12 protein-coding genes are annotated in these 12,682 nt (G+C 69.8%); 7 read left to right on the forward strand and 5 right to left on the reverse strand.

Features of this window, described 5'->3' with window-relative positions; genetic code table 11:
• Positions 1 to 89: 89 nt before the first annotated feature.
• The 7 genes from argS to AC3WQR_RS20430 all read left to right on the forward strand — a co-directional run bounded on the left by argS (position 90) and on the right by AC3WQR_RS20430 (position 8,218).
• Positions 90 to 1,775, forward strand: coding sequence for an arginine--tRNA ligase (argS, locus tag AC3WQR_RS20400; protein WP_492743296.1), 1,686 nt, complete (start codon positions 90 to 92; stop codon positions 1,773 to 1,775).
• A 14-nt stretch (positions 1,776 to 1,789) separates the two neighbouring features.
• Entirely contained in the window at positions 1,790 to 2,554 is a 765-nt protein-coding gene (locus tag AC3WQR_RS20405; protein ID WP_095949698.1) for an SPOR domain-containing protein, read from the forward strand.
• A 152-nt stretch (positions 2,555 to 2,706) separates the two neighbouring features.
• Positions 2,707 to 3,351, forward strand: a complete 645-nt coding sequence (locus tag AC3WQR_RS20410; protein WP_095949697.1) for a thiol:disulfide interchange protein DsbA/DsbL — start codon at positions 2,707 to 2,709, stop codon at positions 3,349 to 3,351.
• A gap of 122 nt (positions 3,352 to 3,473) precedes the next feature.
• Positions 3,474 to 4,193: a lipopolysaccharide transport periplasmic protein LptA gene (gene lptA, locus AC3WQR_RS20415; protein WP_070063776.1), complete on the forward strand. Its 720-nt coding sequence runs from the start codon at positions 3,474 to 3,476 to the stop codon at positions 4,191 to 4,193.
• The gene (lptB, locus tag AC3WQR_RS20420; protein WP_070063734.1) at positions 4,190 to 4,984 is read left to right on the forward strand and encodes an LPS export ABC transporter ATP-binding protein; all 795 of its coding nucleotides are present in this window, start codon (positions 4,190 to 4,192) and stop codon (positions 4,982 to 4,984) included. The genes lptA and lptB overlap by 4 nt, the downstream gene beginning before the upstream one ends.
• 17 nt (positions 4,985 to 5,001) lie before the next feature.
• Positions 5,002 to 6,591, forward strand: a complete 1,590-nt coding sequence (gene rpoN / locus AC3WQR_RS20425) for an RNA polymerase factor sigma-54 (RefSeq protein ID WP_492743297.1) — start codon at positions 5,002 to 5,004, stop codon at positions 6,589 to 6,591.
• 10 nt (positions 6,592 to 6,601) lie between these two features.
• Positions 6,602 to 8,218 (forward strand): phospholipase D family protein, encoded by a 1,617-nt coding sequence (locus tag AC3WQR_RS20430; RefSeq protein ID WP_492743298.1) that lies wholly within the window; start codon positions 6,602 to 6,604, stop codon positions 8,216 to 8,218.
• A gap of 4 nt (positions 8,219 to 8,222) precedes the next feature.
• Here the strand turns inward: AC3WQR_RS20430 and AC3WQR_RS20435 are convergent, their stop codons facing one another.
• From AC3WQR_RS20435 to AC3WQR_RS20455, 5 genes are all read right to left on the reverse strand, one after another.
• A complete protein-coding gene (locus tag AC3WQR_RS20435) occupies positions 8,223 to 8,870 on the reverse strand; it encodes a LysE family translocator (RefSeq protein ID WP_492743299.1) in 648 nt (215 codons plus the stop codon).
• A 25-nt stretch (positions 8,871 to 8,895) separates the two neighbouring features.
• A complete protein-coding gene (locus tag AC3WQR_RS20440; protein ID WP_062480318.1) occupies positions 8,896 to 9,528 on the reverse strand; it encodes a YceI family protein in 633 nt (210 codons plus the stop codon).
• A 38-nt stretch (positions 9,529 to 9,566) separates the two neighbouring features.
• On the reverse strand, positions 9,567 to 10,151 hold the full coding sequence (locus AC3WQR_RS20445; RefSeq protein ID WP_492743300.1) for a YceI family protein: 585 nt from the start codon (positions 10,149 to 10,151) through the stop codon (positions 9,567 to 9,569).
• Positions 10,148 to 10,759 carry a cytochrome b gene (locus AC3WQR_RS20450; RefSeq protein ID WP_492743301.1) on the reverse strand — a complete coding sequence of 204 codons (612 nt, stop codon included), beginning with the start codon at positions 10,757 to 10,759 and terminating at the stop codon, positions 10,148 to 10,150. Before AC3WQR_RS20450 ends, AC3WQR_RS20445 begins: the two co-directional genes overlap by 4 nt.
• A 92-nt stretch (positions 10,760 to 10,851) precedes the next feature.
• Positions 10,852 to 12,678 carry a sensor histidine kinase gene (locus AC3WQR_RS20455; protein WP_492743302.1) on the reverse strand — a complete coding sequence of 609 codons (1,827 nt, stop codon included), beginning with the start codon at positions 12,676 to 12,678 and terminating at the stop codon, positions 10,852 to 10,854.
• Between the last annotated feature and the right edge of the window lie 4 nt (positions 12,679 to 12,682).

Below are 12,682 nucleotides of genomic sequence, written 5' to 3' on the forward strand. Positions count from 1 at the left end.
CCTCGGGGCCGACCATCCTAACGGGCGACATCGCCCATCGGATGACGATCGTTAACTGGGTCCGGGTTTGCCCCCGGTAAAATTCACAGATGCTATTGGTCAAACAGGAGCTGCTCGCGGCGCTCGCGAACACGCTCGAAACCCTCTCTCCCGGCGCCGGCGCCAAAGCCGCGTTCGAGTCGCCCAAGGTGGCGGCGCACGGCGATTTCGCCAGCACCGCTGCCATGCAGCTCGCCAAGCCGCTGGGGCGCAAGCCCCGCGAACTGGCCGAGGAACTGAGCGCTGCGCTGCTCGCCACCCCTGCTTTCGGCCAATGGGTCGAGGCCATCGAGATCGCCGGCCCCGGCTTCCTCAACATCCGCCTGAAGGCTGCCGCCAAGCAGCAGATCGTGCGCGAGGTGCTGGCCGCCGGCGCAGGCTTCGGCCAGCAGCCCGCCACCGGCGAAAAGGTGCTGGTCGAGTTCGTCTCGGCCAACCCGACCGGTCCGCTGCACGTCGGCCACGGCCGCCAGGCCGCGCTGGGCGACGCCATCTGCAACCTGCAGGCCTCGCAGGGCCAGAGCGTGTGGCGCGAGTTCTATTACAACGACGCCGGCGTGCAGATCCAGACGCTGGCCAACAGCACGCAGCTGCGTGCCAAGGGCTTCAAGCCCGGCGACGCCGAGTGGCCCAGCGGCGAAAAGGCCCCGGCCTACAACGGCGACTACATCGCCGACATCGCCGAGGACTTCAAGGCGAAGAAGACCGTCAAGTCGGACGACCGCGAGTACACCGCCAGCGGCGACATCGACGACCTGGACAGCATCCGCGAATTCGCCGTGGCCTACCTGCGCCGCGAGCAGGACCTCGATCTGCAGGCTTTCCGCGTGCGCTTCGACAACTACTACCTCGAGTCCAGTCTCTACACCAGCGGCCGCGTCGAGGCGGCCGTGGCCAAGCTCGTGGCCGCCGGCAAGACCTATGAGCAGGACGGCGCGCTGTGGCTGAAGTCGACCGACTACGGCGACGACAAAGACCGCGTGATGAAGAAGAAGGACGGCACGTACACGTACTTCGTGCCCGACGTCGCGTACCACATCGCCAAGTGGGAGCGCGGTTTCCACAAGGTCGTGAACATCCAGGGCACCGACCACCACGGCACCATCGCGCGCGTGCGCGCCGGCCTGCAGGCCGCGGGCGAAGGCATTCCCGAGGGCTACCCCGACTACGTGCTGCACACCATGGTGCGCGTCGTGAAGGGCGGCGAAGAGGTCAAGATCAGCAAGCGCGCCGGCAGCTACGTCACGCTGCGCGACCTGATCGAGTGGACCAGCACCGATGCCGTGCGCTTCTTCCTGCTCAGCCGCAAGCCCGACACCGAATACACCTTCGACGTCGACCTGGCGGTCACCAAGAACAACGACAACCCCGTGTACTACGTGCAGTACGCCCACGCGCGCATCTGCTCGGTGCTCGCGGCCTGGGGCGGCGACGTGGCCGCGCTCAAGGCGGTCGACCTGTCGCCGCTGGACAGCCCGGCAGCCCAGGCGCTGATGCTGCTGCTGGCCAAGTACCCGGCCATGCTGACGGCGGCAGCGAAGGATTTCGCCCCGCACGACGTGACTTTCTACCTGCGCGAACTCGCGGCCAGCTACCACAGCTACTACGATGCCGAGCGCATCCTGGTGGACGACGAGCCGGTCAAGCTGGCGCGTCTCGCACTCGTCGCAGCGGCCGCGCAGGTGCTGCACAATGGCCTCGCGATCCTCGGCGTCAGTGCGCCGAGCAAGATGTGAATCACCCTCTGAACATGAAGAAGACAAGCAGACAACGCGGCAACATCGTCATCGGGCTGATCATCGGCCTGGTGCTCGGTCTGGGCGTCGCCCTGGGCATCGCGGTCTACGTCACCAAGGTGCCGATCCCGTTCGTCAACAAGACGCAACGCGGCGGTGCCGAGCAGGACGAAGCCGAAGCCCGCAAGAACCGCGACTGGGACCCGAACGCGCCGCTGGCCGGCAAGGCCGGCGCGCCCAAGCCCGCCGCCACGCCGCCGGCCGCCACGGCCACCGGCCCGGTGAACCCGATCACCGGCGCGCCCGCCACCGTGGCGCCCGGCACGCCGCCTGTCGCCACCGCGCCGGTCACCGCCCCGGCCCCCGTGGTGGTGGCGCCCAAGCCGGCGCGCCCCGCGCCGGTGCCGGCCGAAGCCAATGCCCTGCCGCCGTCGAACGATCCGCTGGGCGACCTGGCCCGGGCCCGCGCGGGCGGCAGCACGACCACCGCGTCCGCCGCGCCGAGCCACACGGCCGCCGCGCCGTCGTCGTCGGGTGCCGACCCCTTCATGTACTTCGTGCAGGCCGGCGCCTTCCGCACCACCGACGACGCCGAGGCGCAGCGCGCCAAGCTGTCGCTCATGGGTGTCGAGGCCAAGGTCACCGAGCGCGAGCAGGCCGGTCGCACGGTTTACCGCGTGCGCGCGGGCCCGTTCAACAAGAAGGACGACGCCGACCGGCTCAAGGAACGGCTCGACGGCGGCGGTCTCGAATCGGCGCTGGTGCGCGTGCAGCGCTGACCGACGCTTTTCCTGAACAGCCTTTAAGCTCTCGCCCGCGCGGCATTCGCCGCACTCGTTTGTCAATTCCAGCGCCTCGGTCGCGCCGCCCACGGGGAACTCCCGGCGGCGCGCCGGCTCTGTACTGCGGTACCCACAGGAGAACCTTTTCCATGAAACGTCGTGACTTTTCGCTGGCCGCCACTTCGATCGGGCTGCTTTCGCTGGCTGCCGTTCCGGCACACGCCCAGCGCGCCCCCAAGGCCGGCACCGATTTCCTCGTGCTCGACAAGCGCGTGCCCGTCGATGCACCCGCCGGCAAGGTCGAGGTGGTCGAGTTCTTCTCGTACAACTGCCCGCATTGCAACGACTTCGAGCCCTCGCTCGAAGCCTGGGTCAAGGCAGCCCCGAAGGAAGTGGCCTTCCGCCGCATCCCCGTGCCCTTCGTGGGCAACGACGTCGAAGCCAAGCAGCGCCTGTACTTCACGCTCGAAGCCATGGGCAAGCTGGACGAGTACCACCCGAAGGTCTTCGCCGCGATCCACGCGCAGCGCCAGAACCTGAACGGCGAAGCCAACATCCAGGCCTGGGCCGAGCGTGCCGGCCTCGACGGCGCCAAGTTCAAGGAAACCTTTGCGTCCTTCGGCGTGGCCAGCAAGGCCCGCCGTGCGGCGCAGCAGACCGAGGCCTACAAGGTCGCCGGCGTGCCGGCCCTGGCCGTGGCGGGCCGTTGGTATGTCGACGGCGAAACCGCCGGCAGCATGTCCAAGGTGCTGCAGGTCGCGACCTTCCTCATCGGCGAAGCCAAGAAGGGCTGACCGACCCGGCGACCTGCTTTCTTGGTCGAATGCAAGGCCCGCTTCGGCGGGCTTTTTCATTGGCGGCGGTGGGCAATTGCCATCCCACGCATACAATGTTTCAGAGCAAGTTTCGTGCCTTTATGACATTGCCCTCCATCCCCACATTCCCCACCCTTCGTCGCCTCGGCCGCCTGGCTTTCGGTGCGCTGTTGCTGGCCGGTGCCGCCTCGGGCGCTCTGGCCGAAACCGCCGACCGCACCAAGCCGATGAACATCGAGTCCGACTCGATGCGCTACGACGACCTGAAACAGACCAGCGTGTTCACCGGCAACGTGCTGGTCACGAAGGGCACGATCATCATCCGCGGCGCGCGGCTGGACGTGCGCCAGGACGCCGAGGGCTACCAGTACGGCGTGGTCACGGCGGCGCCCGGCAAGCTGGCCTATTACAAGCAGAAGCGCAACGCCGGCGACGAGTGGATCGAGGGCGAGTCGGAAGTCATCGAGTACGACAGCCGCGCCGACAACGTCAAGTTCATCCGCCGTGCCGTCATGCGCCGGCTGATCGGCGCCACGGCCAACGACGAGAGCAGCGGCGCGCTGATCGTCTACGACCAGAGCAACGACACCTACACCGTCAACGGTTCCCTCGTGCCGCCGAACGCCGGCGTCTCGGCGGGCGGCGGCGGCCGCGTCAAGGCCATCCTCACGCCGAAGGCCACGCCGGCCCCGGCGGCGCCCGGCTCCGCACCGGCAGCGGGTGGCAAGAAGCCCGCGGCCCCGGCACCCACTCCCGCGCCCGGCGCCGGGCTGCGCCCGAGCACCACGCTGGGCGGCACCGAAGGGGAAGGGCGCAAGTGATCGAAACCGCAGGAACCCAGACCGCCGACGGCATTCCGGGCAGCCGCCTCGTGGCGCGCGGCCTCAAGAAGAGCTACGGCAGCCGCACGGTCGTGAAAGACGTCTCGCTCGACGTGCAAAAGGGCGAGGTCGTCGGACTGCTCGGCCCCAACGGCGCGGGCAAGACCACCTCGTTCTACATGATCGTCGGGCTGGTGCGCGCCGACGCCGGCGAGATCACCATCGACGGCGAGCCCATCGCCCACATGCCCATCCACCGCCGCGCGCGCATGGGCCTGAGCTACCTGCCGCAGGAAGCCTCGATCTTCCGCAAGCTCACGGTCGAGGAAAACGTGCGCGCCGTGCTCGAGTTGCAGCGCGAGCCCGACGCCAACGGCCGCATGATGCCGCTGACCAAGCAGCACACCGAAGAGCGCCTGGCCGACCTGCTGGCCGACCTGCGCGTGGACCACCTGCGCGATTCGCCAGCGCTCGCGCTGTCGGGCGGCGAGCGCCGCCGCGTCGAGATCGCGCGCGCGCTGGCCACGCAGCCGCGCTTCATCCTGCTGGATGAGCCCTTCGCCGGCATCGACCCGATCGCGGTGATCGAGATCCAGCGGATCATCAGCTTCCTGAAAGAGCGCGGCATCGGCGTGCTCATCACCGACCACAACGTGCGTGAGACGCTGGGCATCTGCGATCACGCGTTCATCATCAGCGACGGGCACGTGCTGGCACAAGGCACACCCTCGGAGATCGTCGACAACGCCGAGGTACGCAGGGTGTACCTGGGCGAGCACTTCCGCATGTAAGGGCGGGGGCGGTTCCTATGAAGCAAGGGCTGTCCCTTCGCGTCTCGCAGCATCTGGCACTGACGCCACAGCTGCAGCAGTCCATTCGCCTGCTCCAGCTCTCCACGCTCGAACTGAGCCAGGAGGTGGAGCAGATGCTGGACGAGAACCCGTTCCTCGAACGCACCGCGGAAGAAGCGGCGCGCGAGGAGTTCGGGCTGGACACGGCCGACGCGCCGGTGCCGCGCGACGACGCGGGCGAGGGGGAGGCCGAGTTCACGCCCTCCGCCGCCAGCACGTCCTCCACGTCCAGCGACACCACCACCTCGACCCCCGACTCCGACGGCCCCGCCGCCGAGATCGCCGAGCGCGAGCCCGACTGGGAAGGCGACGGCACCGTCGACATGGCGCCCGACGACAGCGAGTGGGGCAGCGACGCACCCGCGCGCCAGAACAACCTGGGCGACGACGAGCGTGCCGACGCCACCGAGCTCGCGCGCAGCCAGGAGTCGCTGCAGTCGTTCCTGCACCGCCAGGCGCTGAGCCTGCGCCTGAACGAAAACGACTGTGCCGCGCTGCGCTTCCTGATCGAATCGCTCAACGACGACGGCTACCTCGAAGACTCGCTGCCCGCGCTGGCCTCGGGCCTGGCGGGCGACGACAACGACCAGTTCGACGACCTGGTGCACCACTTCCAGGTGGCGCTGGGCCTGCTGCAGAGCCTGGAGCCGGTCGGCGTCGGCGCGCGCGACCTCGGCGAATGCCTGAGCATCCAGCTCAAGGCGCTCGCCAGCGAAGACGAGACCGAGGCCGAAGCGCTCATCCGCAAGACCGCCATCGCGATCTGCAAGCAGCCGATGGAGCTGCTCGCGCGGCGCGACTTCAAGCGCCTGGCCACGCTCACGCGAACCAACGAAGACCTGGTGCGCTCGGCGCTGCAGGTCATTGCGCGGCTCGAACCCAAGCCGGGACGCCGCTTTGTCGACGTCGAGCGCAACATCGTCATCCCCGACGTGATCGTCACCAAGACCGGGCGCGGCACCAATGTGAAGTTCCGCGTCATGCTCAATCCCGAGGTCATGCCGCGCCTGCGCGTGCACGACATCTACGCCGGCGCGCTCAAGTCGCACAAGGGCGAGGGCAGCCAGGCGCTGTCGCAGCGGTTGCAGGAGGCGCGCTGGTTCATCAAGAACATCCAGCAGCGCTTCGACACCATCCTGCGCGTGAGCAACGCCATCGTCGAGCGCCAGAAGAGCTACTTCGTGCACGGCGAGCTGGCCATGCGCCCGCTGGTGCTGCGCGAGATCGCCGACGAGCTGGGCCTGCACGAGTCGACCATCTCGCGCGTGACCACCGCCAAGTACATGGCCACGCCCTTCGGCACGGTCGAGCTCAAGTACTTCTTCGGCTCGGCGCTGGGCACCGAGACCGGCGGCAACGCGTCGAGCACCGCGGTGCGCGCGCTGATCAAGCAGTTCGTGAGTTCCGAGAGCATCAAGAAGCCGCTGTCCGACAGCCAGATCTCCGAGATGCTGAAAGAGCAGGGCATCGAGTGCGCGCGCCGCACCGTGGCCAAGTACCGCGAAGCCTTGCGCATCGCACCGGCCAACCTGCGCAAAGCCCTGTAGAAAGCTCACGATGACCCGTCGCCTGCTGTCGCGCTGGGGGCATTGGGTCTTCGCCCTCGTGGCTGCATCGCTGTTCGCCGGCTGTGCCACCTTGCCCGACGAGGCACCGCGCCCGCCCACCAAGGCCATCGCCGTCTCGGCCGACACCGCGCTCGGCAAGATCGCGCTGGCTTCGCAGCCCGACCCCGACCTCAGCGGCTTTCGCCTGATGCCCGGCGGCGACTTCGCCTTCGACACGCGGCTGCAACTGGCGCGCCGCGCGCAGCGCACACTCGACGTGCAGTACTACCAGATCGAGAACGACGAGACCGGCCGCTACCTGCTGCGCACCCTGCGCGATGCGGCCCAGCGCGGCGTGCGCGTGCGCCTCTTGATGGACGACCTGTACACGTCCGGCGAAGACGAGTTGCTGCTCGGCCTGGCCGCCACGCCGAACGTGGAGCTGCGCCTGTTCAACCCGTTCCCGGCCGGGCGCGGCAGCCTGCTCAAGCGCTTCACCGCGTCGCTGTTCGACTTCAGCCGCGTCAACCGCCGCATGCACAACAAGCTCTTCATCGCCGACGGCGCGATGGCGGTGGCGGGCGGGCGCAACATCGGCAACCAGTACTTCCGCCGCACCACCGGCCCGAACTTCATCGACCTCGACACCTTCGTCACGGGCGCGCTGATCCCGCGCCTGGGCGTGCTGTTCGACCAGTACTGGAACAGCCCGCACGTGCGCCCGATCGGCGCGGTCGTGCACACCGACCTGCCGCGCGAAGAACTGCAGCGCCGCTTCGACGCCGCCACCGGCCCCGACACCACGCCGCCGCCGCCCAGGCCCGCGCCCAACGACCTGCTCGGCTACAGCCCCGTGGCCGACGACCTCGACGCCGGCAAGCTCGGCCTGATCTGGACCACCGCCGAGGCCTACGCCGATTCGCCCGACCGCGTGATCGGCAAGACCGCGTCGTACGGCGGCGTGCCGTTGCTCGACGTGGACAGCGTGCGCTACAACGTGGTCGAGCAGATGCGCCGCGCGCGCAGCGAGGTGACGCTGGTCTCGCCCTACCTGATCCCGGGCGCGTCAGGGCTGGAGGTGATGCGCGAGATCCGCGGGCGCAACGTGAAGATCAGCGTGGTCACCAACTCGCTCGCCGCCACCGACGAGCCGCTGGTCCACACCGCCTACCGCCGCTACCGCGCGGACATGCTCGCGCTGGGCGCCGAGTTGCACGAGCTGAGTTCCGCGCGCACGCGGCGCAGCGTGCGCCTCGGCCTCTTTGGCACGTCGGTGGGGCGGCTGCACGCCAAGTCGGCGGTGATCGACCAGCGCATCCTCTTCGTCGGTTCGATGAATTTCGATCCGCGCTCCGAGATCCACAACACCGAGATCGGCCTGTTCATCCGCAGCCCCGAGATGGCGCAGCAGACCTTGAAGCTGCTCGACGTGCTCAAGCAGCAGGGCGCCTACCGGCTGCGCTTTGCCGAGGGCGGCGATGCAGCGGCAGGCGGCTCGCGGCGCATCGAGTGGGTCAGCGAGGAAGGTGGCAAGACCACCGTACTGCACGAAGAGCCCGACTCGGGCTTCTGGGACCGCACCATGCTCGAGCTGCTGTCGCCGCTCACGCCCGAGAGCCTGCTCTAGCGCCTCAGGTGCCGCGCACCGCCGACCACACGAGCCGCAGGCCCAGCAGGCCCATCACGCCGCCGGCCGCGCGGTCGATCCAGGTCTTGTAGCGCAGGTAGGCCGCGCGCGGCGCGGCCGAGGACAGCGCCAGCGCGACGATCGCGTACCAGCCCGTCTCGATGCAGAAGATCACGGCCGGCACCGCGAGCGCCAGCACCAGCGGGACCTCGCGCGGCAGGAAGGCCGCGAAGATGCTCGCGTACACCACCGCCGTCTTCGGGTTGCTGACCTGCGTGGCCAGGCCGAGCAGGAAGGTGCGTCCGCTGCGGCCCTGGCTGCGGGGCGAGGCGTCCGTGTCGGGCGTGATCGCGAGCGGCTGCCGCGCGCCGCGCCAGATGCGAAAGCCCAGGTAGATCAGGTAGGCGCCGCCGAAGGCCTTGATCGCGAGGTACAGCGCCGGCACCGCGAGGAACGCTGCCTGCAGCCCGGCCAGCGCCGCGATGGAGAACGCCAGCCCGCCGGCGCCCATGCCCAGGGCCGCCGCCAGCCCGTCGCTGCGTGAGGCCACGGCCGTGCGCGCCACCATCACGAAGCTCGGGCCCGGGCTCATCGCGCCCACGGCCATGGCGCCGGCGATGCCGAGCAGGGACAGGAGGTGGGCGTCGGTCATGGGGTGGCTCCGGTGGGGGATGGGTTCATTGCACGTTCACGGCTTCGACCTGCACCAGCAGCTTCACCTTGTTCTCGAAGCCGAAGTTCAGGCCCCAGGTGATGCCCCAGTCGCTGCGCTGCACGGTGGCCTCGAAGTCGCCGCCGCAGACCTGGCGGTTGATCAGTGGGTTCAGGTAGCAGTTGAAGCGCACGGCCTTCAGCGTCACCGGTTTGGTCTGGCCCATGAGCGTGAGCGTGCCGGGCACGTCGGTCACCTTGTCGCCGCTGAAGTCGATGCGCTCGGCCACGAAGCGGCCGGTGGGGAATTCGGCCACGTTGAAGAAGTCCTTGCTCTGCACGTGGCGGTTGAGCAGGTCGACGCCGGTGTTGATGGAGCTGATGTCCATCGTGATGTCGACCTTGCCGCTGGCGCCGGTGCCGTCGATCTGCACCGAGCCGTCCTTGGTGCTGAAGCGGCCGCGGTTGGTGGTGGTGCCGTAGTGGCCCATCTCGTACATGACGAAGGTGTGGGTCGGGTCGATCACATAGCTCGCATTTTTGACCGGCCCGCCCGCGGGCTTGGCGGCCAGCGGCGGCGCGGTGTATTCCTGGGCCGTTGCGGCCAGCGGCAGGGCCGCGCCCGCACACAGGACCGCGGCGAAGAAGAGCTTGTTCATGGCAAGGGAAGAAGGATGCATGGGAAATGAAATCGTCGTCACAGCGGCCCGAGGCCCGCGAGCGTCAGCTTGAAGCGCACCTGCACCTCGTTGCCGACCACCGAGGTGTCGGTCCATTCGCCGTCGCCCACCTTGTAGTCGAGCCGCTGGATCGTGAGCGTGCCCGTGGCGACCGAATACGCGCCGCCCGACGACACGATGCTCACGGGCACTGTCACGTACTTGCTGACGCCCTTGATGGTGAGCTTGCCGGCCATCTCGAAGCGGCCCTCTCCCAGCGCCTTGATGGCGCTCGAGCGGAAGCTGGCCTGCGGGAAATGCGCGGTGTCGAACCAGGTCGGCTTGGGCAGCTCGGCATCGCTCATGGGCACGCCGAAGCCGGCGCTGGCGGTGTCGATCTGCAGCACGACCGAGCCGCCCTCGGGCTTCTTCGGGTCGAAGGCGACCTGCGCGTCGAAGCGCTTGAAGCTGCCTTCCACTGGCACGCCCATCTGCTTGCTGACGAAGGCGATCTGGCTCTTCTCGGGCACCAGCTTCGCGGTGGTGGCCGGCAGGGGCTCGGCCGCGGCGTGCAGCGCGAGGCCGAAGAGGGCGGCGGCGCCCCACAAAAGACGGGTCGTCATCCGGCGGATTCCTTGCGTGGCGCGGGCCACATGCGTTGCAACAGACCGTCGTGGTCGATCCAGTGGTGCTTGAGCGCCGCCGCCACGTGCAGCAGCGTGACGCCGGCCAGCAGAAAGGCGCTGCGCTGGTGCAGCGGCTTGAGCACGGCCTCGGCGAAGTCCTTGTCGACCGCCACCAGGTCGGGCAGCGGCAGCAGGCCGAACCACACGACCGGCACGCCCATGCCCGAGCTGTAGGCCCAGCCGAACAGCGGGACCGCGAAGAACAGCAGGTACATCAGCGCATGGCTGATGCGGTGGGCGGCCCGCTGCCAGGTCGGCATGGCCGCCAGCACCCGCGCCGACAGCGGCGGCGGGCGGTGCGTGAGGCGCCACAGCAGCCGCAGCGCCGACAGCAGGAGGATGGTGATGCCGGCCCACTTGTGCCAGCTGTAGAGCTTCAGACGCTGCGGCGAGAAGGGCAGGCCCGTCATGTAGAGCCCGACGCCGAGCGAGCCGACGATCATCGCCGCGAGCAGCCAGTGCAGGGCCATCGCGACCCGCCCGTAGCGGGGCTCGCGCAGGGCGGCGGCGCCAACGGCAGGGGCGGGAAGGGGTTCGACGGGCATCGGGGCAGGGGCGGCGGCGGCCTGTGCGCGGAGCATAGCTCGGAAGCGATGACACCGCAGCGGGGCCGGCCCGCGCCGGAAGGCACCGCGCGCTACGTCGACGACGGCGGTTGTTGTTGCTGTTGCTGGGCCCGCAGCAGCACGCGCCGCAGCGCGTCCGGCTGCACCGGCTTGCGCAGCGCATGCCAGCCGCGCGCGGCGGCCAGCTGCTGCGTGGCTTCGGTGATGTCGGCCGAGATCAGCGCGATCGTCAGCGCGGGCTTGCGCTGCGCCAACCGCTCGGCCAGCGCGATGCCGTTGAACGCGCCGGGCAGGCGGATGTCGCACAGCGCCGCGTCGAGCGCGTCCAGGTCGGCCAGCGCGAGCGCCTCGGCGGCGCTGGCGTAGATGCGCGGCGCCACGTGCCAGTGCCGCAGCAGCGCCGAGAGGCTGTCTGCCACCACGATGTTGTCTTCGACCACCAGCACGGCGAGCCCCGGGCGCAGCACGGCGTCGGCATCGGGCTCGTCCAGCGCCACGGAGGGCGCGGGCGCCGGCACGGCCGCCGCACCGGGGCGGGCCGCCGGCAGCTCGAAGCTGAAGACCGAGCCCTTGCCCGGCGCCGAGCGCAGCGCGACCTCGATGCCCAGCTGCCCCGCCAGCCGCCGCACGATCGCCAGCCCCAGGCCGTGGCCGTGCTGCAGGTTGCGCTCCACGTTGCCGACCTGCTCGAAGTCGTCGAACACGCGGGTCTGCGACTCGGCGGCGATGCCGATGCCGCTGTCGCGCACCTCGACGCGCCACGCGCGCCCGGTGTCGGTGCCGGGCCGGCGGCGCGCCCGCACGGCCAGCAGCACGCGCCCGCGCGGCGTGAACTTGAGGGCGTTGTCCAGCAGGTTGGAGAGCACGCGGCGCAGCGCCACCGCGTCGGTCCAGGCCACCGCTTCGGCCGGGCAGCGCACCGCGACGCGGCCCTCGCCGGCCTGGCGCGCCAGCTCGTTCAGCAGCGGCGCCAGCGCCACTGCCGCCGGGCGCAGCGGATCGACCGCGGCCTCGATGCGGCCGATTTCGAGCAGCTGGTTGGTCAGGCCCTCGAGCGCCTGCTGCGCGCGCGAGAGCGAGGCCACCGTGTGCTGCACGGCCGCGCTGTCGGTGCCGTGCTGCAGCTGCTGGCGCAGCACCTCGGCCTGCAGCCCGATGGCCATCACCGGCTGGCGCAGGTCGTGGTTGGCCGCCGAGAAGAAGCGCAGCCGCTCGGCCTGGGCCTGCTCGGAGGCGCGCAGGCCGGCCAGCGCCTGTTCGCGCAGCGTGCGCTCGTTCAGGCGCAGGCCGATGTTCTCCTCGAGCTGGCGCGAATGGTCGGCCACCAGCTTCCACATCATCGCGGTCAGGCCGATGCCGATCACCGCGACCGCCATCATCACCGGCGCCCCGAGCCACAGGCCCGTGACGATCACCGGCGCCAGCAGCAGCGTGATCGCCAGCTGCGTGGCCGGCGTGTAGAACGACACCGAGAACGCCGACGACAGCGTCATGCCCATGAGGATCAGGCCCAGCAGCAGTTGCAGGTCGGGCCGCTCGGGGTTGAACAGCAGCACGCCCGCCAGGCCGTGCGCCAGCTCCCAGATGGCCGTGCGCAGCGTGTGCTGGCGCTGCGCGGTGCGCAGGGTGGCGGGGGTGAAGGGCTCTGGCAGGCGCTGCGCAAAGAAGCCGCGCATCACCGTGACCCCGGTGACCAGCGCCAGCCACACCAGCGCGCGCACCGGCGAGAACTGCCAGGCGAAGAGCGCCGCCACGCCGCAGTTGAGCAGGTACTGCACCAGCAGCACCGGCCCGAGCGGGCGAATCGACAACCGCAGCACTTCGCACTGGATCGCGAAGCGGTGGTCGCTGTCGCGGGCGTCTGCCGGGGGGGCCGCGGAGGCGGGGGTGGGCGTCATGGGC

Source organism: Variovorax sp. FW305-3-2-15-B-LB1, assembly GCF_058787635.1.

Bases quoted from the DNA above. Each gene is read 5' to 3' on its own strand.
- AC3WQR_RS20440 (WP_062480318.1), bottom strand. From the start codon at position 9,528: ATGAACAAGCTCTTCTTCGCCGCGGTCCTGTGTGCGGGCGCGGCCCTG.
- AC3WQR_RS20405 (WP_095949698.1), top strand. From the start codon at position 1,790: ATGAAGAAGACAAGCAGACAACGCGGCAACATCGTCATCGGGCTGATC.
- lptA (WP_070063776.1), top strand. From the start codon at position 3,474: ATGACATTGCCCTCCATCCCCACATTCCCCACCCTTCGTCGCCTCGGC.
- AC3WQR_RS20455 (WP_492743302.1), bottom strand. From the start codon at position 12,678: ATGACGCCCACCCCCGCCTCCGCGGCCCCCCCGGCAGACGCCCGCGAC.
- AC3WQR_RS20430 (WP_492743298.1), top strand. From the start codon at position 6,602: ATGACCCGTCGCCTGCTGTCGCGCTGGGGGCATTGGGTCTTCGCCCTC.
- AC3WQR_RS20450 (WP_492743301.1), bottom strand. From the start codon at position 10,759: ATGCCCGTCGAACCCCTTCCCGCCCCTGCCGTTGGCGCCGCCGCCCTG.
- rpoN (WP_492743297.1), top strand. From the start codon at position 5,002: ATGAAGCAAGGGCTGTCCCTTCGCGTCTCGCAGCATCTGGCACTGACG.
- AC3WQR_RS20435 (WP_492743299.1), bottom strand. From the start codon at position 8,870: ATGACCGACGCCCACCTCCTGTCCCTGCTCGGCATCGCCGGCGCCATG.
- AC3WQR_RS20410 (WP_095949697.1), top strand. From the start codon at position 2,707: ATGAAACGTCGTGACTTTTCGCTGGCCGCCACTTCGATCGGGCTGCTT.
- argS (WP_492743296.1), top strand. From the start codon at position 90: ATGCTATTGGTCAAACAGGAGCTGCTCGCGGCGCTCGCGAACACGCTC.
- AC3WQR_RS20445 (WP_492743300.1), bottom strand. From the start codon at position 10,151: ATGACGACCCGTCTTTTGTGGGGCGCCGCCGCCCTCTTCGGCCTCGCG.